Source organism: Microvirga calopogonii (assembly GCF_003347665.1).
Taxonomy (GTDB): Bacteria; Pseudomonadota; Alphaproteobacteria; order Rhizobiales; family Beijerinckiaceae; genus Microvirga; species Microvirga calopogonii.
In genome coordinates this window covers 1-24,055 of sequence record NZ_QDGA01000048.1, presented here as the reverse complement: position 1 = coordinate 24,055, position 24,055 = coordinate 1, and the positions used below count along the sequence as shown (strand labels likewise).

The 24,055-nt window shown below is 61.1% G+C and carries 17 protein-coding genes, 1 tRNA gene and 2 pseudogenes; 8 read left to right on the top strand and 12 right to left on the bottom strand.

Translation table 11 applies throughout. From position 1 onward, the window contains the following. The first annotated feature begins 281 nt into the window (after positions 1-281). Genes DDF70_RS24150 through DDF70_RS24130 form a run of 5 tightly spaced genes read left to right on the top strand, consistent with a single transcriptional unit; the run spans position 282 to position 6,019 of the window. Entirely contained in the window at positions 282-1,307 is a 1,026-nt protein-coding gene (locus DDF70_RS24150) for a LacI family DNA-binding transcriptional regulator (RefSeq protein ID WP_342633951.1), read from the top strand. Next, on the top strand, positions 1,304-2,914 hold the full coding sequence (locus DDF70_RS24145; RefSeq protein WP_114947351.1) for an FAD-dependent oxidoreductase: 1,611 nt from the start codon (positions 1,304-1,306) through the stop codon (positions 2,912-2,914). The genes DDF70_RS24150 and DDF70_RS24145 overlap by 4 nt, the downstream gene beginning before the upstream one ends. Before the next feature lie 23 nt (positions 2,915-2,937). Beyond that, complete coding sequence (locus tag DDF70_RS24140; RefSeq protein WP_114947350.1) at positions 2,938-4,218, top strand: ABC transporter substrate-binding protein; 1,281 nt, start codon at positions 2,938-2,940, stop codon at positions 4,216-4,218. 42 nt (positions 4,219-4,260) lie between these two features. Then, positions 4,261-5,187 (top strand): ABC transporter permease subunit, encoded by a 927-nt coding sequence (locus DDF70_RS24135; protein ID WP_114947371.1) that lies wholly within the window; start codon positions 4,261-4,263, stop codon positions 5,185-5,187. Beyond that, positions 5,177-6,019, top strand: coding sequence for a carbohydrate ABC transporter permease (locus DDF70_RS24130; RefSeq protein WP_114947349.1), 843 nt, complete (start codon positions 5,177-5,179; stop codon positions 6,017-6,019). Before DDF70_RS24135 ends, DDF70_RS24130 begins: the two co-directional genes overlap by 11 nt. Positions 6,020-6,080: 61 nt before the next feature. On the opposite strand, the gene DDF70_RS24125 is transcribed toward DDF70_RS24130, so the two are convergent. Then, entirely contained in the window at positions 6,081-7,622 is a 1,542-nt protein-coding gene (locus tag DDF70_RS24125) for a putative N-acetylmannosamine-6-phosphate 2-epimerase (protein WP_114947348.1), read from the bottom strand. Positions 7,623-7,794: 172 nt separating this feature from the next. Between DDF70_RS24125 and DDF70_RS24120 the strand changes: the two are divergent. Beyond that, a pseudogene (locus tag DDF70_RS24120) lies at positions 7,795-8,489 on the top strand (IS6 family transposase). Between the two features lie 115 nt (positions 8,490-8,604). Here DDF70_RS24120 and DDF70_RS24115 read toward each other — a convergent pair. From DDF70_RS24115 to DDF70_RS24105, 3 genes are all read right to left on the bottom strand, one after another. Beyond that, positions 8,605-9,204, bottom strand: a complete 600-nt coding sequence (locus tag DDF70_RS24115) for a hypothetical protein (RefSeq protein ID WP_205772468.1) — start codon at positions 9,202-9,204, stop codon at positions 8,605-8,607. Positions 9,205-9,643: 439 nt separating this feature from the next. Next, on the bottom strand, positions 9,644-10,540 hold the full coding sequence (locus DDF70_RS24110; RefSeq protein ID WP_114947347.1) for a bestrophin family protein: 897 nt from the start codon (positions 10,538-10,540) through the stop codon (positions 9,644-9,646). 104 nt (positions 10,541-10,644) lie between these two features. Beyond that, positions 10,645-10,721, bottom strand: a tRNA-Trp gene (locus DDF70_RS24105). 758 nt (positions 10,722-11,479) lie between these two features. Between DDF70_RS24105 and DDF70_RS24100 the strand changes: the two genes are divergently transcribed. Next, positions 11,480-12,448, top strand: coding sequence for an ABC transporter substrate-binding protein (locus tag DDF70_RS24100; RefSeq protein ID WP_114947346.1), 969 nt, complete (start codon positions 11,480-11,482; stop codon positions 12,446-12,448). Positions 12,449-12,852: 404 nt separating this feature from the next. On the opposite strand, the gene DDF70_RS24095 is transcribed toward DDF70_RS24100, so the two are convergent. The 3 genes from DDF70_RS24095 to DDF70_RS24085 all read right to left on the bottom strand — a co-directional run bounded on the left by DDF70_RS24095 (position 12,853) and on the right by DDF70_RS24085 (position 16,895). Then, on the bottom strand, positions 12,853-13,833 hold the full coding sequence (locus DDF70_RS24095) for an ABC transporter substrate-binding protein (RefSeq protein ID WP_114947345.1): 981 nt from the start codon (positions 13,831-13,833) through the stop codon (positions 12,853-12,855). A 213-nt stretch (positions 13,834-14,046) separates the two neighbouring features. Beyond that, positions 14,047-15,771 (bottom strand): adenylate/guanylate cyclase domain-containing protein, encoded by a 1,725-nt coding sequence (locus tag DDF70_RS24090; RefSeq protein WP_114947344.1) that lies wholly within the window; start codon positions 15,769-15,771, stop codon positions 14,047-14,049. A 113-nt stretch (positions 15,772-15,884) separates the two neighbouring features. Beyond that, on the bottom strand, positions 15,885-16,895 hold the full coding sequence (locus tag DDF70_RS24085; RefSeq protein WP_245435626.1) for an ABC transporter substrate-binding protein: 1,011 nt from the start codon (positions 16,893-16,895) through the stop codon (positions 15,885-15,887). A gap of 244 nt (positions 16,896-17,139) precedes the next feature. Between DDF70_RS24085 and DDF70_RS24080 the strand changes: the two genes are divergently transcribed. Continuing rightward, complete coding sequence (locus DDF70_RS24080) at positions 17,140-18,117, top strand: ABC transporter substrate-binding protein (protein ID WP_162820622.1); 978 nt, start codon at positions 17,140-17,142, stop codon at positions 18,115-18,117. Between the two features lie 458 nt (positions 18,118-18,575). Here the strand turns inward: DDF70_RS24080 and DDF70_RS24075 are convergent, their stop codons facing one another. From DDF70_RS24075 to DDF70_RS24060, 5 genes and pseudogenes are all read right to left on the bottom strand, one after another. Then, positions 18,576-20,396, bottom strand: a complete 1,821-nt coding sequence (locus DDF70_RS24075) for an adenylate/guanylate cyclase domain-containing protein (protein WP_245435625.1) — start codon at positions 20,394-20,396, stop codon at positions 18,576-18,578. A 38-nt stretch (positions 20,397-20,434) separates the two neighbouring features. Further along, a complete protein-coding gene (locus DDF70_RS24070) occupies positions 20,435-20,935 on the bottom strand; it encodes a phosphoglycerate mutase family protein (protein ID WP_162820621.1) in 501 nt (166 codons plus the stop codon). Positions 20,936-21,573: 638 nt separating this feature from the next. Further along, on the bottom strand, positions 21,574-22,206 hold the full coding sequence (locus DDF70_RS24065; protein WP_114947339.1) for a tyrosine-type recombinase/integrase: 633 nt from the start codon (positions 22,204-22,206) through the stop codon (positions 21,574-21,576). A gap of 417 nt (positions 22,207-22,623) precedes the next feature. Further along, a complete protein-coding gene (locus DDF70_RS36860) occupies positions 22,624-22,797 on the bottom strand; it encodes a hypothetical protein (RefSeq protein ID WP_162820620.1) in 174 nt (57 codons plus the stop codon). Between the two features lie 10 nt (positions 22,798-22,807). Continuing rightward, positions 22,808-23,949, bottom strand: a pseudogene (locus tag DDF70_RS24060) (IS110 family RNA-guided transposase). Between the last annotated feature and the right edge of the window lie 106 nt (positions 23,950-24,055).

The window sequence follows — 24,055 nt, the reverse complement described above, 5'->3', positions numbered from 1 at the left end:
ATGGGTTTGCGACAGTTCCCCTTTGACAGATCTGACTGCCGAGGAACTCTCGGCCCTAGAGCATATCCTGCGGGTCAACAAGAAGCAGGTTGCAGCGGCTTAGTTGCTCCAGTGCATCCAGTCTCGGTCGGCCCACTGGGGTAGCGTCCCGGGTCGTGGCCCAGCGTCTTATTCGTTTGAAGAACCCTATACTAAGGAATGATTGTCAGGGGAGCGTTTTCTATGCACCTTCTATGTGCTAATACGTATTTGCAGAGGCGAGGTGGCCATTGAAGAGGGCTGTGACACAGAGGGATGTTGCACGCATCGCCGGTGTGAGTCAGGCAACGGTCTCTGTGGTTCTGAACGGCCAAACCAATGCGCTCGAGAGAATTCCTCTGGAGACGCGAGACCGTGTGGCCCGTGTCATTCGTGAGACTGGATATGTCGCGGATCCCATCGCTCGGCGGATGGTGAACAAGCAGAATAAGATCGTGGGCGTCTTCTCCTACGAGCCCGTCTTTCCAAGCGCGCAGGCGGACTTCTTCCTGCCCTTCCTTCTTGGGATCGAGCAGGGGGCTCAGAGCCAAAGCTATGATGTGCTCCTATTCACATCTGCTGGAGGCGAAGGGGGCAGAAGGCGAATCTTCACTGACAACAATCGTCTGCGCCTAGCCGACGGGTGCATCATATTGGGACGCGAGTTCGATCGGGAAGAACTCGCTCAGCTTGTGGCCGGGGGCTATCACTTCGTCGCCATCGGACGACGGGATGATGCAGGTGGGCCCGTGCCCTATGTGGGAGTCAATTACGCAACGGCGACGGCGGCGCTGGTACGCCAAGCGTTCGAGTTCGGCCACCATGCGTTCGCCTATGTGGGCCGAAAGACCGGGATCGAAGCTTCCTTCGACCGCTGGGAAGGTTTCGACAGGGCGACCCGTTCAGCCACGGCGGCGATCGTCGTCGGTGGAGATGATCCTAGAAGCGCAGGCAGCTTGATCTCCGATCTGCGGGACGCCGGTATTACGGTCATTTTCTATGAGGACCTGGCCGATGCGGTGCATGGTGCAGAGGCGGCCCGATCATTGGGGCTCAGAATCCCGGACGATCTTTCGTTCGTGGCGCTCGGCAATCCAACGCGACCCGTTCCGACCCAGATGAATTTCACGGGGTTTCATATTCCCCGTGAGGAAATGGGTCGTCTCGCTGTCGAGATGCTGGCAGATGCGCTTGAAGGACGCCCGCATCAGCGGCAGCGCCTTCTTGCCTGTGAACTCGTGCGGGGCGCAACGCTCGGTCCTGCTCCTAAAATGAAGAGGTCATCGTGAAAGAAGCTCATACAGAGATCCTGGTCGTCGGCGGCGGGCTGGGTGGTGTCGCAGCAGCACTCGCGGCTCTCAGGGCTGGACGCCGGGTCATCATGACCGAGGAATTCGACTGGATCGGCGGTCAGCTCACGAGCCAGGCGGTTCCCCCTGACGAGCATTCCTGGGTGGAGCAGTTCGGCATTACGGCGAGTTACCGCACCCTGCGCCAGGAGATCCGCAACTATTATCGCGAGCATTACCCGCTCACAGAGCGTTCACGCCAATGGCGCGATCTGAACCCAGGGGCAGGGTGGGTGAGCCGCCTCTGTCATGAGCCGAGAGTTGCCCTCACCGTCATGGAAGGGATGCTTGCGCCCTACCGTGGCGCCGGCCGGCTTCGGGTCCTGCAGCCCTACCGACCCGTTGGCGCAGAAATGGACGGGGATCGCGTTCGGGCCGTACGCCTTGCCCATCGCGACAACGGCGACGAGATCATCGTCGCGGCCTCCTACGTGATCGACGCAACCGAGACTGGCGAACTCCTTCCTCTCACGGGCACAGAATATGTGACCGGTTTCGAATCCCGTTCCATGACGGGGGAGCCCAGCGCACCCGAGGAGGCGCAGCCACTCAACATGCAGGCCGTCTCCATCTGCTTCGCCGTCGATCACGTGGATGGCGACCAAACGATCGACAAGCCGGATCGCTATGATTTCTGGCGCAGCTATGAGCCGGCATTCTGGGGCGGGCCTCTGCTCGGGTGGAAATCACCCCACCCGCGGACCCTGGAAATCGTGGAGCGGAGCTTCACGCCCAACCCCGATGACGATCCGCTTCTGGTCGACGCTGACCAGCGCCGCAATCCCGGGGACGCCAATCTCTGGACCTTCCGCCGCATTGCGGCCCGCCGGAACTTCACCGACGGCTTCTACGCCAGCGATATCTGCCTCGTGAACTGGCCGATGATCGACTATTTCGAAGGCCCCGTCTTCGAGGTCCCGGACGACCAAGCCCGCGGCCATCTGAAAGCCGCCGAAGAGCTTTCACGTTGCGTGTTCTATTGGCTCCAGACCGAAGCGCCGCGCACGGATGGTGGGATTGGGTTCCGCGGACTGCGATTGCGAGGCGACGTCACCGGCACCGAGCATGGACTGGCACAGGCGCCGTACATCCGCGAAAGCCGCCGGATCAAAGCCGCCTACACGATCGTCGAGCAGGACCTCTCGCTGGCGGTTCGTGGAGAGCGGGGAGCCGTCAACTATGCCGACAGCGTCGGCGTTGGTATGTATCGGATCGATCTCCATCCATCGACGGGCGGCGACAATTACATCGATGTCGGTTCCTGCCCCTTCGAGATCCCACTCGGAGCCCTGCTGCCGCAGCGTGTGACGAACCTCCTCCCAGCGGGTAAGAATATCGGCACTACGCATATCACCAACGGCTGCTACAGGCTTCACCCCGTCGAGTGGAACATCGGCGAGGTTGCGGGCCTACTGTCCGCCCATTGCCTGGAGCGCGGAACGACGCCGCACGGAGTTCGCGAACACAAGGACCGCCTAGTGGAGTTCCAAACGCTGCTCGAGAGACAGGGCATCGAGCTCCGATGGCCCGAAGTCAAAGGTTACTAAGAACGCAACAAGGGAGGAACGCCATGAAGAAGACCGCCCGCCGCCAGATCGTCCTTGCGAGCCTGGCATTGTTGACGACCATCGGTACCTCTGCCGGCGTTGGAGGAGCGCTGGCCCAGGACAACGTGAACCTTCGCATGACCGTCTGGACCGGTAACAAGGCGCACCTCGATCTCTTCAATGGGATCGCGGAGGAGTATGGAAAAGCGCACCCGAACGTGAAGGTCACGTTCGATACCCTTCCCTTCGAGAACTACACGACGACGCTGACGACCCAGATTGCAGGCGGCAATGCCCCAGATCTGGCCTGGATCTTCGAGAACTCCGCCCCGGATTTCGTCAATTCGGGAGCCCTTCTTCCGCTGGCGGAAATCCTGAAGTCGACCCCAAATTATGAAGCGGACGACATCGCACCCAGCGCTCTCGCTCTCTGGTCCCGAAAGGGCGAGATCTTCGCCTATCCATTCTCGACTTCGCCCTTTGGCGTCTTCGTGAACAATGACCTGCTGCGGCAATCCGGACAGAAGAGCGCATCGGAGCTCCTCTCGTCCAATGCCTGGACTTGGGACAACGCCGTCGCTGTCGCCTCGGCCGTGAATGCCAAGACGGGCAAAGCTGGTCTCGTGGTCCGTGACTTCGACTACAAGGCCTGGGACAACCTGGCCACCATCTGGGGAGGCTGGAACGCCCGGCCCTGGGGCGAGGACGGCAAGACGTGCGGCTTCGACAAGCCTGAGATGGCGCAGGCGATGAGCTTCATTCACAAGGCCATCTTCGTGGATAAGGCGCTGCCCGGGCCGGGAACCAGCGCTGATTTCTTTGCCGGTGATGCCGCGATGACCATCACACAGATCAGTCGCGCTTCGCTTCTGCCGAAGAACGGGTTCGGGTGGGATCTTCTCCCGCTGCCGACCGGCCCCGCTGGTGCCTATGCAGTGATCGGCCAGGCCGGCATCGGGGTGCTGAAGAACGGCAAGAATCCTCAGGAGGCTGCGCGGTTTCTTGCATTCATGACCAATCGCGCGAATTCCGAAAAGCTCGCGCAGTTCTTCCCTCCTGCCCGCAAGAAGCTCCTCAAGACGGAGGTCTTAGCCAAGACCAATCCGCTCCTGAAGCCCGAACAGATTGAGAGGGTCGTCATCCAAGGCATCGAGAATGGCACCGTGAAGCCGAGCCATACGGGCTTCGCCCAGATCCAGCAGCTGGTGCGGTCCGGACTGGACCAGCTGTGGATGCCTAATGCGGACCTGAAAGCCGGGCTCACCGGAATCTGCGGACGGATCGCCCCGCTGCTGGCTCGGTAGAGAAGCGACATGATCGCGCAAACGAAGGCGACATCGGCTGAAATGGCCGTACAGCCGACCAGTGCGGAAGGGTCCCGCAAAGGACCCTTCTGGACGACGGACCGGCGTGATGCCCTGACCGGCTATATCTTCGTCTTGCCACAGGTCGCCGGCATTCTGATCTTCGTCATGATGCCATTGGTCCTCGTGTTCTGGTACAGCCTGCATGAATGGAACGTCCTGGCGGGGACCTTTGATTACACGGGCCTGAGCAACTATCAGCAGCTTCTGGCCGACCCGGTCCTGCCGGAGGTTCTCAGAGCGACCGCCGTCTTTTCCGTCGGATTGGTCATTCTCAACATGGCGCTCGCCCTCCTGCTTGCAGTGCTCCTGAACCAGAAGCTGCGCGGGGTCGTGATCTTCAGAACCCTGTTCTTCTCGCCAGTCGTGGTTTCGCTGGTCGCATGGACAATCGTCTGGGGGTTCCTCCTCCAGAACAATGGAGGCATCAATGGCCTTCTGGGAATTATCGGCGTCGAAGGCCCGAACTGGCTTCGCGGCGAGACATCCGCAATGATCTCGGTCATTGTGGTTCAAGTGTTCAAGAATGTCGGCCTCAATATGGTGTTGTTCCTGGCGGCCCTTCAGAACGTGCCAGGCGAACTCTATGAGGCGGCTGTCGTCGACGGCGCCAGCCGGTGGAAGCAGTTTTCGCGCATCACGGTTCCGTTGATCAGTCCCACGATCCTGCTCACTGCGATAATCACGATTGTCGGATCGCTCCAGGTTTTCGCACAAATCGCCATTCTCACCCAGGGCGGCCCCGGAACATCGACGACGGTCCTAGTCTACTACCTTTATCAGCAGGCTTTCCAGTTCCATTTGTTCGGGTTCGGCTCGACTCTATCGATCCTGCTGTTCCTCATAGTGGCCGTGCTGACCTTCGCGCAGTGGCATCTACGCAGAAAATGGGTTCACTATGAGAGATAGCCTATCTCCTCGCGCGAAGGTTGGGATCTACGGCCTCTTGTGCCTGCTCTCGATCCCGTTCGTCTTCCCGACCTGGTGGATGGTCACGTCATCTTTCAAACCGATCGCGGAGATCTTTGCATTCCCGCCGGCGCTCGTTCCCCGGACGTTCGACCCCTCAAGCTACAGCAAGGTCTTTGAACTCCAGCCCTTCGCACAACAATACTTCAACAGCGCCTACATCGCGGCCATTGTTACTCTCGGGACGATGGCTGTTGCGTCCCTCGCAGGATATGCCTTTGCACGGATACGCTTTCCCGGACAGAACCTTCTCTTCATGTTCGTTCTGCTGGGGCTACTGATTCCCGCCGAGGTGACGATCGTTCCTCTGTTCCGGTTTTTCCTGAGGCTGGACCTGATCAACACCCATTGGCCCCTCATTCTGGTGCCGACATTCGGCGCACCGAGCGTCTTCGCGACATTCGTCATGAGACAGTTCTTCATCAGCCTGCCCGTTGAACTCGAGGATGCGGCGCGGATCGATGGTCTCGGGCGGGTCAGGATCTTTTGGTATATCGCATTGCCGCTGGCGCGACCCGCCCTGGCCGCGGTCGCGATATTCACCTTCCTTCACAGTTGGAACCTCTACCTCGAGCCCATCGTGTTCCTCTCATCGACGGAGAAGTTTACGCTCCCGCAAGCTCTGACCCAGTTCGTGGATGCCTATGGGGGACCGATGTGGAACGTTCAACTCGCGGCCGCGACGCTCACGGCATTCCCCGTTCTTGTGGTATTCGTCATCGCGCAACGCCACTTTATCGAGGGTTTGGCTCATACCGGTCTGAAGGGATGACGTCGAAAGAGGTCGGCCGATTGCGGTTAATGGTCAGAGAAGGGTAATGCGGGCCGCGATCTCACCTACGCTCAATCGGCCACTCATGCCGTGCGATGTCGGATATTCCAAGTACGCCTGAATCGACGGCAAGGCGTGCCGGAACGAGGCGCGGCCTCATCCGCTCACCAACCTGCAAAAGAGCGGGCGATAGAAGGGTATGAAAGGCTGGGGCACGGCCCACTCCTCCGCCGAGCACGATGCGCTCGGGATCGATGAGGGCCTGCAAATTGGCCAGCGATACAGTGAGTTTTTCAACAGCGCCCTGGACAATCGAGTTCGCCCATTCCTCACCCCGTTCTGCTGCCTCAAAGATTTGCTTGGCATCAGCCGGGCGGCCGATAGCCGAGGCGGTGCGAGACATGCCAAAGCCGGATGCGAGCGTCTCAAGTCGCTCTCCGGAAGGGGGCCACAGCGTCTGACCCAGGCTTCCTGCGAGCCCGCGGGCGCCGATCATGAGACGTCCGCCTGATATGATACCTCCACCAATTCCGGAGGAGATTGTCAGGAATATCATGTCCTGCCGTTCGCCGGCGCCATAGACGTACTCGCCCCAGGCGGCGGCTTGAGCGTCATTGCAGATAGCGACAGGGCACTTGAACCGCTTCGTAAGTTCTTCCGTCAAAGGGAACGCCTCCGGAATCGGAAGCGTGTCGGGATTAAGCGCAAACCAGTGCCCGTCATGGACGAGGCCCGTCACGGCTGCGCCGACGCGGTCATAGGCTCCCTCCCAAGCCGCAGCAAGCAGCGCAAGGCTCTCCATCCAAGGATCGGTCCCAACATTGCGATCCGTGGGAACGGCCTGCTTCTCAAGAATAGTGCGGCCTCGAACCAAGGCGGCCAGCGTTTTGGTTCCGCCGATGTCGAAGGCGAGAACTGTTTCGGCATCCACACGAGCGGCCTGTGCGATAGTGTCGGCAAACCAGCCCGTGACATGCTCAGTCCGGGTGATCGCGGAGCCAACGCAGACAGCATCCGCGCGATGAACAATGGCCTTTCGTGCGAGATCAGGGCTGTTATACCGCCCCTCCGCCACCACGGGTTTTCCAAGTGTGGCACAAGCCGCCACCAGATCAAGGTCGGGTGCCTCCGGAACGGGGCCTCCGGTATAACCCGACAGGGTTGTTCCCAGTATATCGAACCCCATGCTGGCGGCCTCCTGGGCCTCCTGGAAGGTCGCCACGTCGGCCATGGCGATGCGGCCGTGGGCGTGAATGGCATGCAGGAGCCGGTCTGCGGGCACGGGGCGTGCCCTTGCGGTGGCATCGACTGCGATGACCGCCGCACCCGCATCAACAAGGGCTTCGACGTCCTCGACAAATGGAGTGATCCGAACCGGACTCGTTTCGAGATCGCGTTTGATCAGCCCGATCACTGGAAGAGAACAGGCAGCCGTCACCGCTGCCACATTTTCTCGCCCCTCAATTCTCAGTCCTTGCGCACCTCCATCCCGAGCGGCCAACGCCAGTCGCACAATGGTGTCGAGGCTGTCCATCGGGCCGCGGCTGACGGGCTGGCATGAAACGATCAGGCCACGAATCAAAGCTGGCTTCCTGAATGTCATCCTCACCCTCACGCTCGATAGAGAGAACATTCTTTGAATTGTCAGTTCTGTTATACGCCGCGCGGTTGGTCAACTGACCTCTGAGAGCCCGGTTGAGAGTTGCGGTTCTGTTGCAGCTTTTAAGCTGTTAACCACCGAGGCTATGACGTGATGGGGGTGAAAGGCGCCCGTGGTGACGGCAGGCAGGAAGAACCCGTTCAAGGGTCGGCAATTCACGACGGAGATCATCCTATGGGCGGTGCGCCAGTATCTGCAGTTCCCCATCAGCTATCGTGATCTCGAGCGCATGTTTGCTGACCGCGGCGTAAGAGTGGACCACACGACCCTCTTCCGCTGGATTCAGGCTTACGCTCCCGAACTGGACGAGCGCACCCGTCCGCGTCTCCGCCTGACCAATGGCTCCTGGCGGGTCGACAAGACATACATTCGGTGAAGGGTGAATGGGTTTATCTCTACCGCGCTGTCGACGCGACCGGGCAGACGATTGACTTTTTGCTCTCGGCCAAGCGGTTTTTCCGTAAAGCCTCGAAGCAGCCGCATACGGTCAATCCACGGACCATTACGGTCGACAAGAATGCCGCTTACCCGATCGCAACAAAAGCCATGAAGCAGGATGGAGAACTTTGGCGCTTTGCCAAAGTCCGGCAGGTGAAGTTCTTGAATAACATCGTCGAGCAGGACCATCGACGCATCAAGCGGCTGGTTCGCCCTGGGTTAGGCTTCAAGAGTTTCGCGACGGCCTCACAGACTCTGGCGGGCTACGAGACTATGGCTATGATCCGCAAGGGCCAAATCGCGATTGCACCAGCAAATGACATGCGGGCTCAAAGTGATTTTATTGCTACTCTCTTCAGTTCTGCCGCCTGACCTGGGGTGATATCGGGCGGTCTCTTGACCTACATCAGGGTTTGCAACGGAACCGCCACGCGCGGCTCTGTTGCATTAACTATGGGAGACACAATCTGTAGCGCCTTTGCTCTGATCAAATGCTACTATATCCGGTGGCTTGCCAGGTTAATGCAACAGAGCCCTCGCCCGAGCGGCGCATCGCAGCCGGTTCCAGCGCTGCGGCGAGGAACGGGCTCAGCGCCTCGATCAGCGCGACGGTCTGCTGCGTGAAGCCATCAGGAGCATCGGTTGTGAGCGCAGCCCCTTGCACCGAACCATCTCCGTAGATGATCGGCAGGGCCAGATAGTCAGTGCTGCCGTCCGCAGCAAGCTCGAAGAGCACCGGATGGTCCTGCGCCGGATCGAGGTCTCGCAGGGAGCGGTAAAAGCGGGTTCGGGTCTTGATGACATGTTCGAAGGGGCTGCCGGTGAACGCACTTGTCGCCAGAACACTGCGGGGGACAGTGTACTCTTCGGCTCCCATTTCGCGCTTCCAGATCACCCCCCAGGCTCCGATCAGAGGATTGATCAATCGCTGCCCGACCCGGACCCGCCAGAGCGGGATGCCTGCGCCCACGAGCCGTTCGCAGGTTTGGGCAACGATCTCGACCGGAGGCAGAGCCACGCGCGCCGTATCAACTAGCCAAGTGGCGCATTCGAAGAAATCGAAGTCGGGGATCCGCTGAGAGGGCATGGCGTATCCCACCCGTGCATTGCTGATGCCAGCAAGTTGCGGTCAAACGCGATTGGAGCACTCCCGATTGATTATCTGGCCAGACCAATCATGACACAACCCTGCGGAACGGCAGCTCCAGGCGCATTTGAGAGTTAGGCGGAGGACAGCTAGCCTAGCTGAAGCAGACGTTCACGAATGGTCGGGGATCGGCAGAAAATGGCACTTCTCGGAAGTACGCTGATGTTCAGCAATAGCCCAATGAGCGGACCAACACATGGCCCTACGTGAAGGCCCTCATCGACCCACAGCAGCCCCTACCTTCCGACGGGATCTGTAGCGTTCCAAGGGGGCATGGACGTATGAGGACTCCCGCCTGATACGCCCGGCGGAAAGTCCGTTCTGCTCGCGGGGAAGTGGTGGTTCAGTTGAGGCTGTTGGAAGTTGAACCACAATCTGCCTACGTCAGGAGGTGATCAACTGGCTCCAGGAGGGGAGGCAAGTCCGTTCGTCCGAGCGCATCCAGCAGTTCGCGCTCAACCACGCGGATCATGGCATCCAGGGGCAGATCGTTCATCTCCTGCCCGAATGGATCCTCAAGCTCGTCACCAAGGGCATCCAGACCAAAAAACGTATAGCAGATGGTGATCACAAGCAGAGGCGTCCACCAGCCGAGCGCTTCTGCCAATGCGAATGGCAGCAGGACGCAGAAGAGATAAGCAGTCCGGTGCAGCAGGAGGGTGTAGGCGAAGGGCAGCGGCGTGGCCTTGATCCGCTCGCAGCCCGCCTGGACGGCACTCAGGGCACTCAGACGTTGCTCGAGCACGGAATACCGGATGTCGCTGATCGTGCCGGTGGAGGTGAGTTGAACGCATAGGCGCCCGATCTCGCGCAGGACCGCATCGGTCGGGTTCGGTCCGTCGGCTGCGATGCGCTCGCCGGCCCAAGGCTTCATTCGGCCGACCTCATCCTGGTCGCGCAGCCGGGCCACCAACCCATGCGCAAAGCCACACAGGCCAAGCAGAAGCGGTTCGCGCCGAGCCACATCGAGATCGATCGTCTGGCGGGCAAACGAGCGCGTTTCGATGATGAGCTGGCCCCAGAGCTTACGAGCCTCCCACCAGCGATCATAGCAGGCGTTGTTTCGAAAACTCATGAAGATGGAGAGGGCAATGCCGATCAGCGTGAACGGCATGGCGCCGAGTTGGGCAAAGACTTCAGGGTGCCACCGGACCAGAAGGACGGCCAGAACAGACACCACTCCCATCACCGCCATATGAGGCGCGATTTGTGGGACGATCGACCCGCGCAATGCAAAGAGAATGTCCCAGAATCTTGGCTTGTCCCGCACGATCATCGATCTATCACCGTGTGCCGTTGAAATGATGCCGCCCTGAGGATCCGGGCCCTGCCTGGTCAACCATCCAAGAGGCGGCGCGGCTTGTCGGGGTGGTGTTGTGCTGGCAGGAGTGGAGGGACTCGAACCCCCAACCCCCGGTTTTGGAGACCGGTGCTCTAGCCGATTGAGCTACACTCCTGAATGGTCGTTCCACAGGAACTGACCAGACGCGAGGCCTTATGCGGTGAACGCACCATAGCGTCAAGCTTCGGGTTGCCTCTCCCGTGGGCCTACTCAGATGCCATATGAGTGAGCCTCCGCAATTCGATATCGGCTCTTAACGCCTGCTTTCGCGCGCAGATCCGACCTTCACTAGACGCCCGGATCTACTGCTGTTGACCGAGAGTGTGTCAAAACTCAAACGAGCCCTGCCTTGACGAACTATTTGTACAAGTTCGTGCTTCTGTACCGGAGATTTTCCGGTCTATCGACACTTACAAGAAATTTGATTACGCCGCAGACCTGCCCGTCTACGTTTTGACACAGCCTCGACCCACAGGCGACATTGGCTGATCTCAGGCCTATGGCTGGTTCACGACGGCACAGTTCTAGCGGCGCGGTCGGCACCAGCGGCTCCCCAGGTCTCCTTGACTATTCATACTCATACCAAGCCCGCCTAAGAAGCCATAGAGACTGGCGCTTTACTGACTCACTGCCTCGAGCGCCGATGAAGCCTTCCGAATCCGCTTAAATGCACCTCCGTCCAGACTCATGATCGGTGTTATCGGAAATTCCCCGCGGGAATGAAGGACCAGCCCTGTGGCCCAAGCTGTCAAGAGATTGTCCCCCCTGATCAAGCACGGCGCTCCGGTCGGAATAGGCTTGGGATAGGGAGCCTGATCTGGTCGAGCGGGTCGCTCCTGCGCTCGTATGCTGCGTGAGGTGTAAGGAAAGCTCATGAGAAGGCGGGAATTCATTGGGTTTGCCAGTGGCGCGCTGGCTTTGGCCGCTCCAAGGCGCGCGGCTGGACAGGCGGCATCTCGCACTTATCGGATCGGTTTCCTCTCGCCCGGCGTGCTTGCGCCAGTCAATCCGGTGTTCGACGAACTGCGCCGGCACGGGTTCGTCGAAGGTCGAAATCTCACCATCGATCGGCGTGACCAGAATGCCGGATACCAGCAGCTTGCGGCCGCCGCCCTGGAGCTGGTCCGAACCAGCCCCGACGCCATCGTTACCGCCGGTCCCGAGGCAACCCGTGCAGCCCAAGCAGCGACGACGAGCGTCCCGATTGTTGCCATCACCGACGACATGGTCGGTGAAGGCCTGGCCCGCTCCCTGGCGCAACCGGGAGGCAATACGACGGGCATTAGTCTGCTCGCATCAGACCTCGACGGCAAACGTCAGGAGCTGCTGATCGAATTCACTTCGGGCGCGCCTCGAATCTCGGTGCTGACCGATACACGGACCACGGGTCCTCACCGGCTTCAAGCCCTCGCCGAAGCCGCGCGAAGGCGGGGCGTCATCCTTCTGGTCCACCGCGTCGAAAAGGGCGAAGAGATCGGACCCGCGATCGACATGGCGAAAGCCGAGGCAGCTGCCGCGCTCAACGTCCTCGCCTCTCCGCTGCTGCACGCCTACCGCCACGTCATCATCCGGAAGACCGCCGCACTGCACATCCCCGACATGTACCAGTGGCCGGAGACTGCGCACGAGGGTGGATTGCTTGGATATGGACCGCGTCTCGACGACGTCATGCGGCAACTGGGACGCCAGATCGCCGAAATACTGGGCGGAGCCAGTCCAGCCAATCACCCGATTTATCAGCCCACGAGACTTGCGCTGGCCATTAACCTGAAGACCGCAAAGGAGATCGGTCTCACGATCGCGTCATCGCTGGTTGTTAGCGCCGACGATGTGATCGAGTGAGACGGCTTGAGTTAATTGGGGAGTTGTCGCAGCGACCGAATTTCCGGCTGCTTATACCAGGGGCGCTGGCATCTGACTCTCTGGGCGATCCCCCTCGCTCGTGAAGCGTGATTCCTTAGGCGAAGGAGGTCGACGTACCCGGTTTCGCTCAAGCCCTTGCGGTAGGCACGCATACGGTCCCCATCCGCATCAGGCCGAAGAAAGGTGAAATCCATGCATCAGAGCGAGATCGATACTGTCGAGCCCTGGGAGTTCCAAGCCGCGACCGTCGATCGGCGGACCGGCGCCAGCGTCTCAATGAGGTCGGGTCGGTCCAGCCTGTTGCCGACGACATCATGCCTGGGTCTTCGATCCTGTAGCTTGGCGACTTATCAGGCCGTCCCATTTTGATTCGAGATTCGATTTCATTCGATCACCATATCGGCGCCGCTGATCAGAGAAGGCGGGAAGGTGATGTCCAAGGCTTTGGCTGCCTTGAGGTTGACGAACAATTCGACCTTCGTAACCAGCTGGACCGGAAGATCAGAAGGCTTCTCGCCATTGAGAATTCGTCCGACATAGAGACCAGCGCGACGGTGCGACTGCGTAAAATCGCCCCCATAGCTCATCAGGCCGCCCGCAATGGGGAAATCGCGGGATTGGGTAATCGCAGGGATGGCATAGCGAACGGCCAGCGCAGCAAGCTGCTGGCTGCGGAATGCAAAATATGGATCAGAGGTGAACACGAGGCCCCCCGCCCGCAGCTGAGAGACGGTTGAGAACATGGCCTCGAACTCTTGTTCGGTGCTGGCATTCAGAAGATGAAGCCGTACCCCAAGCGCGTCGGCTGCAGCATCAAGGTTTTTCAGTTGCGAATTGGCAGTCGGGCTGGTTGGGTTGACGGCAACGGCGAAGGCAGCCGCGGTTGGGAGCAACTCGTGCATGAACTCCAGCCGCTTGCGCGAGACTTCCACGCTCAAGCTCGACACGCCTGTGAGATTACGTCCTGGCCGCGATAAGCTGTCCACTACTCCTAGGGCAACAGGGTCGCCCCCCATCTCAAAGACGATCATTATCGTCGCAGTTGCCGCTTTCGCTGCGAGCGCGACAGGAGCGCCGCCGGGCGCGGCTATCACGGCCACCTTGCGACTGGCCAGATCGGCCGCGAGCGCAGGCAATCGAGTGTACTGGCCTTCCGCCCATCGATACTCGATCGTGACATTGCGGCCATCGACGTATCCGCTTTCGGCCAAGCCTTCGTGGAAGGCCTTGAGCCGACTTGCAAAGGGTTCGGGCGATTCAGGGCCCAGATACCCTATGACTGGCATTACCGGTGATTGCCCTCGTGCGTGGTGCGTCCATACCGTTGCACCGCCGAACAATCCCAGAACGTCGCGCCGCCTCATTCGACCAGCACCCTGCTACGGGAGAGGGCTTGAAACACAAGGGAGGCTCTGGTTCCAACCACCATTTCCTGGTCACCTTGGAATTCCCAGGTGGACTCCAACGACTTGGCCGGATCATAGCCGCTATGGCTGCATCATGAAACTGATTTGACCGAACTCGGAGGGCGCAGTCATGCGTGGTGACTGCCGAGGCTAGGCAGCGTGTGGCCGCTCTTAGAAGACGATGCCGAAGACGGGCAGTTCCTCATCATAGCCTTTGAGGAGACGTGATCCGAGCGGGATCAGGATGCGCTTGTCCCTGATGGACGCGGCGACGTTCTCGTCCATGAGGATTTCCCGGTCGGCGGCCGAGGCGCACAGCCGCGCCGCGAGGTTCACGACGCTGCCGATGGCGGTGTAGTCGAAGCGGCTCTCATAGCCGATCCGCCCGACCGTCGCCGGCCCCATGGCGAGCCCGACGCCGAATCCGATCTGATAGCCGCGCTCCCGCCAGCCGATGATCAATTCCTGCACGCTCCTCTGCATCTCCACCGCGAGATCCACGGCTCGCAGCGCCGGCTCTGCGACCGGAACAGGCGCGTTGACGAGCACCATCAGCCCGTCGCCCGAGAAGCTGGTGAGTGTGGCCGCATGCCTCGTGATGATCTGACCCAGCGCCTCGTAGTACTCGGAGAGCACGCTCATCACCTCCTCAGGGGCGGCTCTGGCCGAGAAGGCGGTAAAGCCCCGTAGATCGCAGAAGCCGACCACCACCTCGGCGCGGTGGCCCTCGAGCACACCATCGTCACCCTTCCGATCGACCAATTCCGCCACCTGCGGTGCCAGGAAGCGCCTGAGCTTGGCAATGCGCTCCTGCCGCTCCTGGGATATGGCCAGTTCTGCGGCCATGGTGTTGAAGCTGTCAGCGAGCCGCTGGAGTTCATCGCCTGTCCGGATCTGGATGCGGTGCTCGAACTGACCGGCACCGATGCGCTGGGTTCCCTCCTCGAGTTGCCGGATTGGCTCGGTCATCCGACGGGCCAAGGTATAGGCGAGCAGACCTGCGAGAATGGCACCGGCGAGAAGCAGGGTTCCAGTCCGCTGGAGGGCAGCGTAGATCGGTCCGAACGCCTCAGAGAGAGGCTGCTCGACGACGACCGTCCAATCCGGGCCAGCAACTGGTGCGGCGGCCACTGCAATGCGATTGCCCCCAGTGTCCCGGCTGGTTGCAAAGCCTGTGTTGGCAGGCCCGACCGCTTGTCGGGCTGCCTGAAAGGGGGCCAGCGTGGCCTCGTCCGCGCCACGCAGGACCAAGCTGATGTCCGGATGGGCGATGAGCCGGCCCGGTCCATCCAGCACGAAGGCGTAGCCCATCTCCCCGACTTTGATGGCCGAGATCACGTCCCAGATCAGCTTAAGGTTGACCTCAGCCATCACGGTCCCAACCGAAGGGCGGTTGCCGGCGATCGCGATGGCCAGATAAGGCTCGGACCCTCGGTAGTAGCTGACCGCGCCATACCAGATCCGAGCCGAGCGGGCTCCGATCACGGCCGGATCGGCGGATCGGTCCGTGCGGCTCTCCGTCCGGTTGAGACCGATCCGCGAGACGTACAGCCGCTCGCGCCCAGTGCCGTCGACCAGGGTGAGGCTGACGATGGCTGGCACCTGACGCAGCAGGCGCAGGGCATCGATTCTTCGCCGCTCGTCCGGCTCGTCAGTCCAAGGGAGCTGAACCAACCAGCCGAGCTGGCCGGTGATGCCATCAAGGAAGTTCTGGATCTTGGAGGCGGCCGCCCGCGCCTCGACGCCAAGCAATTGGTCGAGTCTTGCCCGCTGGTCGCGGTAGCCGAACCAAGCCTCGCTGATGCCATTGGCGGTGAGCGGAACGACCACGGCGAGGAACAGCACGAGGAAGTACTTCCGGAAGAGGCCACGGAACGGAAGATGCCACCCGCTCATGGCCGTTGCACCTCAGTCTATCCCGATGGTGGAGGGTCGAAGCCGGCCCACCAGAAGTCGATGCCAGAGATCCATTGGTGCCTGAGGTGAGACTTGGGCAACCTCAATGATCGTCATTCGATGACCTCGTCCGCACGGGCGAGGAGCTCCGGTGGGAGTGTCAGGCCGAGGGTGCGGGCGGTCCGCACATTGACTGACACTTCAAAGTGGGCGGGCTGCTCGATGGGGAGATCGCCGGGCGGGGCACCTTTCAGGATTTTGTCCACGTAGATGGCGAGGCGGCGCACCAGGGTTCCGTAGTCAGCAGAATACGCCATGAGCCCGCCCAGTTCGGTGAACCAGCCGCCCCAAGCCATCACGGGGAGTTTCTCGGCCAGCGCAACATCGGCAATCTGTTTCGCCTCGGATGCGAACATCAGATCGGGCAGTACGAAGATGGCTTGAGCACCCTCCGCTTTCATCTGATGGATGGCTTTCTCCAACTCGGTCGGCTCCCGAACCTGATGAATGATCAGCGCAAGACCGAGAGCTTTCGCAGCGTGCTTCGTGTCCTCCTCGAAGGAAAGATAGGCGACGACCGGATTCGCCAACACACCGACGGATGAGATGCCTGGAACCGCTTCCTGCAATAATTCCAGGCGCTTTGCCGTCAGTTCGGTAGCGTAATAGGTCAGACCTATCAGATTGCCGCCCGGCTTTGACAGGCTCTGAACGAGCCCGGAGCCGACCGGGTCACCGCTCAGGATTGTGACAATCGGAACGGTCGTGGTCACCGAGCTCGCCATGTGGCCGGCCGGTTGGGACTCTGAAACAATCACATCGACCGGAAGCCGCACCAGTTCAGCTGTTGCCGTTGCAAAGCCCTCATACCGTTTTCCCGCCGAGCGGCACTCGATAGTGATGTTCTCACCCGGAATGCGGCCCAAATCCTTCAGGCCGGCAATCAGGTCGGGCATCTCGCAGGCGCCCCATGTGAGCAGCCCGATTCGGGGGTGGGTGGCAGATTGTGCATCAGCCAGTGCGGGAAAGCCGACCGTGACCAGGCAAGTCAGAACTCTCATGCTGATGCTACGCCATTTGCCATCGCGTGGACGATGGCGCCAGAGAACCAGGTTGAGGCACATCGGCATCCTCCCGTGTTCCGGAGCCCAACGAGCGTTGAGCATGGAGCCCACTATACAGCCAAGAAGGAGTCGGCGCACTGAGTCACTGAAATTCTGGCCCGAGGTCAAACGCTGGAACGAACGGAGCTGCAACGACCGCAGCGAGCCCCACCCGAGCATTACGCTTGAGAGATCTCTCTTGGTGTGTTCGAGCGGAAGTCCTGATGTGATAGTCTCGTCCCCTTCCTCCTCAGGAGGTGGCCGTATGAGGCGGCGCGACATCATCCTGCTTCTTGGCTCACTTTCCCTCCTGCGCCCGTTGCCAGGGGCTGCACAGACTTTCGATCGGGTATGGCGCATTGGGTGGATCGAGGGGCTCAGAACCTCCCCGTACAACTGGGCGGATGTCGCGGAACACATTCAGTCGCTTGGATGGACAAGAGGCGGCAACGTCCGAGCGGACATCCATGTCCCGACGCACCTTGATCAGTTGCCAAAGATCGCCAAGGAACTCGTCGCCACCCAGCCTGATCTCATCGTCACCCACGGAACACCGGCAACCCTGGGGGTTCTGGCCGAAACCCGCACCCTCCCGATCGTCTTCTTCGGCGTGGCCGATCCCGTAGGGAACGGCATCGTCAGCAACCTCACCCGTCCGGGCGGTAACGTCACCGGCTTTACCACCTTCGAGCCCTCCCTCGCGGGCAAGTGGGTGCAGTTCCTGAAGGAACTTGATCCCGAGATCAGGCGTGTCGCGATCTTGCTCAACCCGGAGACGACGCCGAACCGGTCCTCGCCCTTTATGCGCGAGTTCGAAGCCACGGCGGCCTCCCTCCAGATCGAGCCGATCCAGGCCTACGCGCGGGACTTTTCCGGGGTCGAGCCCGTTGTGGCCGCGCTTGCCTCGGAGCCTCATGGGGCTCTTCTGGTCCTGCCGGATGAGTTCAACCTGGGGTACGAAAGCAAGATCATCGATGTGGCCAATCGCCATCGGGTTCCGGCGATCTACGGCACCCAGTATGCAGCGGCCATCGGAGGCTTGATTGCGTATGGCCCGACCGAAGGCTACTCCCAAGCGCTTGCGGTTTACATCGACCGGATCCTCAGAGGAGCGCAGCCTCGTGATCTGCCGGTTCAAGCGCCGACAAGCTACACCCTTGCGATCAATCTTCTCACCGCCAGGAGACTTGGCCTGTCCATTCCATCAGCGGTCCTCGCAGCAGCCGACAAGGTCGTCGAGTAAGCAACTGGTGCGGCCAACCCATAGGCCGCATGTGCGAGTGCCATAAACAGCCTTACCCGGAATTCTCGCCGTAAGCCATTGATCGATATAGCACGCAACGGACTCCTGGCTCGGAAGGTCTCAAAATGGCACGCCTAAGACCTAAGCTCGAAGGCAGCAATCCTTATCAAAGCGGACATTCCGAAAGCGCACGGAATCTCGGTTCCTGACCGAGGCTGTGTCAAAACGCGAGCAGGTCGCTCAGTGGAGCAATTTGATTTCGTGCAGGCGCTGACAGACCGCGGAATTCTCGGTACAGGAGCATAAATTCGTACGAATCTTTCGGCACGGCCGAGCCTGTTTGAGTTTTGACACACTCTCGACCCGGTGCGGACATTCACTGCGAACAGGACGCATGGATAGACGAACGGCGTGTGTTTCTCGTAGGTCCCATGCGTTTCCTCGTGGGCGGTGTTTCGTCAGAGCAGTCGGACGACGGTCGTTGCACCCCGCCGGCCTCTCAAGGTGTACCGGCGCACCTCATGGGCCGAGACAGATTGACCAATGGCCTCAAGCACGGCCTCGCTCGCAAGTACGACGACCTCGCCTTCCGCGGCCAGATGTTCCTTCGCGACCTCCTCGATCCGCTGCGCCATGTTCACGGCATCGCCGACGATCGTGTAGTTGATGCGCCCCGGCGCGCCGATGTTGCCGACGATGGCGGGGCCCGTGTGGATACCGATCCGGACCCGAACCGGCTCCAGGCCATGCTCTCGTCGATGGTAGTTATCGGCAATGATCGCCGCCGCCATCGCGCGTGCCGTGCGGCAGGCCTGTTCGGCCTGGTCCGGTTGAGCATCTGGCGCCCCCCAGAAGGCCATCAGGGAGTCGCCGATAAACTTGTCGATGGTTCCTTGCTGGGCCTCCACACAGGCAGCCATGAGGCGAAAGTGCTCATTGAGGAACGCCGCCGTTTCGGATGCTGTCAATCGCTCGGCAAGACCCGTGAACGCGACGACATCCGTGAAGAGGACCGTAACGACTCGCTCCTCCGGGACCAGATCTCCGTCCTCCTGTGCCATCAAGCGCGATACCAGGTTCCGCGGGACATACCTTTCAAACCAATGCAAGGTCGTGAGGAGCGCATTGTATGCGCCGATGGCCTCGTCGACCTCCCGCAGACTGCTTCTGGCAAGCGGGCGTGCAACCCCGAGATCGAGATCCCGGATCGCTGCCGTTGCCGTTGCCAAGCGCAGGATCGGACGCGCGACGGCATGACCCATGAACCAGGCGCCGGCGATCGCGACCAGAACGGCCGCAAGTCCAATCCAGGCCGCCCATTCGAGCCGCCGAACCTCGCCGGTGAGATCCGCCAGCGGCATATAACGCCCGATCAGCCAAGGCTGTTCGCTGTACCCGGCGAGTTCGCGGTAGAGGAACACATAGGGGATCCCATTCACATCGACGGCATGGCCGCCGCTCGGCCCGACGACGGTGGTGACCGCTTCGGTGTCGCGCCGCTGATTCCAGATCGATGCGAGAACCTCGTCTCCCAGCTCCGCGAGTTGCGGGAGAGGATGGTCCGGCTTGAACAGGGAGGGAGTGCGTGCGAGCCCTGCATGGGCCAGGACGAACTCACGTCCGTGCAGGATGAACGTAGCTGCGCCCGCAGTGGGCGGTACATCGACCACGAAGGTCGACAGCTCCGCGACCGTGACCCCAGCCAGCAGGATTCCGACGAAATCATCCTGGTGCCAAAGGGGAGTTCGAATGTTGACCAAGGGCTGGTTCAGCCGTTCGCTCCATAGGAGCTCGCCCCAGAGTGGCTGTCCGACTCTTCGGGCCTCCGCGAACGCGTCGTGCAAACCCGGCACGGTCCGCATGCTGATCGAGCGCGTCACCACGGTGTCGCCTTGCCGCTCGACCCGTATCTGCCGGAGATCGGTTCGGATGATGGCGAGGGTTGCGACCTGCGGCGTTCCGGCCAAGGCTGCCGACAGGTGCCCGGCGGAGATGCCATCGTCGCGGGGATTGAACAACCCGTCCGCAACCATGCGGGCCAGGAAGCGGGACTGGTCGCGGGCAGGCTCAAGGTGCATACGGATCCGCTCGACGACGGCCGTGAGAATCCTGTCGCTGCGATCCCGGACCAGCCCGGAGGTGTTCTGACGTCCACTCTCCAGTACAAGGACGAGGGCCGCGGCCGTGACGGCGATGGTCGCGGCGGAGATGCCCGCCAATGCAAGGCGGATGGACAGGCCGCTTGGCGTGTTCGATCCTCTCCGGAGCGATGGCCGCATGCCACACCCCTCCCGGCGCTGCCGGACTGCATCAGGCATCAGTAGTGCAGATGCACTACCGTAGGCGGACCCTGCTCTCCTTGCGGCACGACGATGAACAGGTTGTCGTACGCGCTGCGTTCGATCGCGACGTCTTTCGGATGGCCGAGGGCCTTCAGGATCGCCGGGATTGTGCTCCAGTGACCAACGACGAGGACCCTCTTGCCTTGGTGCTCGGAGCGGATGCGCTTGACCAAGCCGTCGACGTCGTCCCCCAGATGAACCTGGCTCTGAATCCCGAGTGATTTGGCCAGAGGCTGGGCGGTCTGGGCCGTTCGCAGAGCCTCGCTCGTGTAGATGGCGGAGATTCCACTGTCCTTCAGGCGCCCGGCCAGCATCATGGCGCGCTGCTGGCCCGACTCGGACAGCGGCGTGTCATCGCGGATCTCGTCGAGGCGCAGCATCGGAGGCGGGTCGCTGTGCCGGACGATGATGATCGCTTCCTGAGTGCGGGCTGGAAGCGGAATGATCGGCACGCCTGCTGCCAGGACGGCAGCCATTCCTCTTGACCATATTCTCATGGCTGTTGCCTCCATGAGTTCCGGGAACGCTTACGGTTGACGCCGTCTCTGGCCAGCCGGTGCAGGACGAATGGTGTCCATGCATCCGGAGGGCACAATCAGTCCGAACACGGATACGCGCCTTGGCCGTTGAACCCAATCCGTGTCGTGGCAGATGCGCGGCAGGCGCTCATCGGGCCCGAGTCCTCGAAGGCGAGTTGCCGTTGGTACGGGCAATGCCAAGCGAGGTTCACGATAACATGGTTTCGGGCTTGTCCCCAAGCTGCAACAGATGTCGGCGCAGCTCCTGCCGGCCACCAAGAACAAGGTCATGGTCCAGTCGCCAACATGTTGGCGACTGGACCATTGCGAGATGGCGGAGACCGGTTCTGCGAGTTGTCTGACCGAGCTTCCATGGATTCAATGTCAGCTCAACGTGTATCGGTTGACGGGACGCTCCAGGTTTAAGGATTGGTCTGTGCCAGCCGGGCAAAGCAGAAGCTCGTTGATCGGTTCAAATTTCAAACTTTGGCACGCGCCGGTCGTTTGTCTCGTGGCTACTCATCCCTCAAGTCCGGACGTTGCTCCATGATGCTCGGTGGGCTCAGGGGCGGCCCGGCGACGAGCCGCCCCTGCGGTTAGATCTCAACCTGCTCTGCAATCAGAAGGGCATCGTCGACGTCGATCCCAAGATACCGAACAGTGCTCTCGATCTTGGTGTGGCCGAGCAGAAGCTGGACGGCCCGAAGATTGCCCGTTCTCCGATAGATCATCGACGCTTTCGTCCGCCGTAGGGAATGGGTACCGTAGGCGAGGGGATCGAGGCCTATCGTGCGCAGCCAGGATCCGAGCAGACGGGCGTACTGGCGCGTCGTCATGGGCCTCGCTCGATTGATCCGGCTTGGAAAGAGTGGCTCACCCTTGTGCAGATCCTTCTTCTCCAGCCACCGCCCTACCGCGTCTCGGGTCTGCTCTGTGATCTCGAACTGGACAGGGCGACCAGTCTTCCGCTGCATCACGGTCGCCCGGGATCGTACACGCCCACCGAGTGCCACATCGTCGACCCGGAGCGCTACCAGATCGCAGGCGCGCAGCTTGCTGTCGAGGGCCAGGTTGAACAAGGCAAGGTCGCGAACGCGGTGTGCGACTTGGAGCCTGACCCGAATCGACCAGATCTCTTTGGCTTTGAGAGGCGGTTTGGGGCCGATCAGCTTGCCCTGGTTCCAGGGCGTGATTGTGCGGCAGGGATGGTCGGCGATCGTGTCTTGCATTGCAGTGCTCCTAAAACGAAGCCCCTGCAATGAACCTCGGCTGTTCCACCGACAAAACCCAAACTGAGCCTTCCTCCTAAGGTCTTCGTCAGCTTACTAAGGTAAGCCGGACGCCCCGTTCTTTGCATCAATCTCCTGCTCGTGACCGAGAGTGTGTCAAAACTCAAACGAGCCCTGCCTTGACGAACTATTTGTACAAGTTCGTGCTTCTGTACCGGAGATTTTCCGGTCTATCGACACTTACAAGAAATTTGATTACGCCGCAGACCTGCCCGTCTACGTTTTGACACAGCCTCACATGAGGGTGGGGTGGTCAAGCGGTTGATCAGGGCATCATCATAGGATCTCCTGTTTTACAGCGGACGCGCGGGTCTGAGCCTCATCCATGACGCGGCCCATCCCTGGGCACGGTCCACCTCACATGCGGTCGCCATTCAGAACGGCTGCACCATCATCCCGCTTGCGGCGGGCCAGGCTCAGGACGGCGGCACCCTTCTCGAACAGCGGCAGGCAAGGCCAGGGCTGTGTTCGGTTCGCCGACCCGCATCCGCCAGGATTGATCAGATCCTGGAAGATCACTCGATGAGGCAAAGTTCAGGGATCATGTGGCCTTCATCACCGCGCCTTCGATCACCACGCCGGAGGCCACATACTTCCACAGCGCCACCAGCAGCTTGCGGGCCAGCGCTACGATGGATGTCTTGCGCTGGCGGCTGCCGCTCGCGCTGACCCGGCCCTTGAACCATTGGCTCAGGGCTGAATGCGGCTGGTGGCGCAACCAGAGCCAGGCGAGCTGGATCATGATCGTGCGCAGCCGCGGATTGCCAGCCTTGGACACCCCTTGCTCGCGATCAATCGATCCGCTCTTCCAGGGTGTGGGAGCCAGGCCCGCATAGGCCGCCACCTGTCGGCGATTGCTGAAAGGCCGGAACAGGCCCTCCGCCCAGAGGATCCCGGCAATGTCGGCCCCAATGCCCTTCAGGCCCAGCAGCAGGGCCGGAGCGGGTGCGGTCTCGGCGGCCCGAGCCCGCTCCAGGAGAGCATCCCGCTCCGCCTCCACGGTCCTGATCTGCTCCAGCAGCAGCTCCAAGCGGTCGAGCTCACGCCGGATCTGAGTTTTGAGATGCCGCGGCAAAGGGCGCCCATCGCCGGTCGTGAGCGCGTCGAGCCGCTGGCGGCGATCGCGACGCAGGGGTTCATAGTCCCGGATGCCTTGCGCAAACAGCAGCCCCTTGATGCGATTGACATGCTGCACCCGTTCCACCGTGAGGGTCTGGCGCTCCCGGCTGACCCGGCGCTGATCCTCTTCCTCTGGGGTGGGCGCTTTGACCATGGCACAGACCCGTGGCTCGCCGCGCTTGTAGGCCAGCAGGGTGCGCACTAGGGCTTCGCCATCGATCTTGTCGGTCTTGGCGCGTCGCCGCCGGCGGGAGGTGGCGATCGAAGCAGGGTCCACGACATAGCTCTCGATGCCTTCGCTGAGCAGAACCCGGTGAATCCAGAACCCATCCAGACCGGCTTCATGAATGGCGATGATCGGAGGAACCTGACCGGTGCGGGCCTGTGCCTTCTCCTGCAACTGCGCAAACCGCATCAGCAGCCCGGCGATTCACCGGCTGGCGTCGCATGCTTCGACATCTTCTCGCCGGCCCCGGGCGACAGCGAGGTGATCAGCCAGACGGAACGACTGAGTTCCATTGAGACGAAGATCGCGCCAAGATCGGTGCGGATAGCGGTCTGCATGGGCCGGTGATCAAGTGACATGGGTCGCCTCCAGAGTGGTGGGTCAGCAACCTCACTCTGCCATCAAGCAGGCCGCTATCCACCCCTCATAGGATCTCGACCCGAA

What these genes read in the sequence shown, in the direction of transcription:
- DDF70_RS24140 (WP_114947350.1), top strand. Translation starts at nt 2,938, where the DNA reads ATGAAGAAGACCGCCCGCCGCCAGATCGTCCTTGCGAGCCTGGCATTG.
- DDF70_RS24135 (WP_114947371.1), top strand. Translation starts at nt 4,261, where the DNA reads ATGGCCGTACAGCCGACCAGTGCGGAAGGGTCCCGCAAAGGACCCTTC.
- DDF70_RS24130 (WP_114947349.1), top strand. Translation starts at nt 5,177, where the DNA reads ATGAGAGATAGCCTATCTCCTCGCGCGAAGGTTGGGATCTACGGCCTC.
- DDF70_RS24125 (WP_114947348.1), bottom strand. Translation starts at nt 7,622, where the DNA reads ATGACATTCAGGAAGCCAGCTTTGATTCGTGGCCTGATCGTTTCATGC.
- DDF70_RS24115 (WP_205772468.1), bottom strand. Translation starts at nt 9,204, where the DNA reads ATGCCCTCTCAGCGGATCCCCGACTTCGATTTCTTCGAATGCGCCACT.
- DDF70_RS24110 (WP_114947347.1), bottom strand. Translation starts at nt 10,540, where the DNA reads ATGATCGTGCGGGACAAGCCAAGATTCTGGGACATTCTCTTTGCATTG.
- DDF70_RS24100 (WP_114947346.1), top strand. Translation starts at nt 11,480, where the DNA reads ATGAGAAGGCGGGAATTCATTGGGTTTGCCAGTGGCGCGCTGGCTTTG.
- DDF70_RS24095 (WP_114947345.1), bottom strand. Translation starts at nt 13,833, where the DNA reads ATGAGGCGGCGCGACGTTCTGGGATTGTTCGGCGGTGCAACGGTATGG.
- DDF70_RS24090 (WP_114947344.1), bottom strand. Translation starts at nt 15,771, where the DNA reads ATGAGCGGGTGGCATCTTCCGTTCCGTGGCCTCTTCCGGAAGTACTTC.
- DDF70_RS24085 (WP_245435626.1), bottom strand. Translation starts at nt 16,895, where the DNA reads ATGTGCCTCAACCTGGTTCTCTGGCGCCATCGTCCACGCGATGGCAAA.
- DDF70_RS24080 (WP_162820622.1), top strand. Translation starts at nt 17,140, where the DNA reads ATGAGGCGGCGCGACATCATCCTGCTTCTTGGCTCACTTTCCCTCCTG.
- DDF70_RS24075 (WP_245435625.1), bottom strand. Translation starts at nt 20,396, where the DNA reads ATGCGGCCATCGCTCCGGAGAGGATCGAACACGCCAAGCGGCCTGTCC.
- DDF70_RS24070 (WP_162820621.1), bottom strand. Translation starts at nt 20,935, where the DNA reads ATGGCTGCCGTCCTGGCAGCAGGCGTGCCGATCATTCCGCTTCCAGCC.
- DDF70_RS24065 (WP_114947339.1), bottom strand. Translation starts at nt 22,206, where the DNA reads ATGCAAGACACGATCGCCGACCATCCCTGCCGCACAATCACGCCCTGG.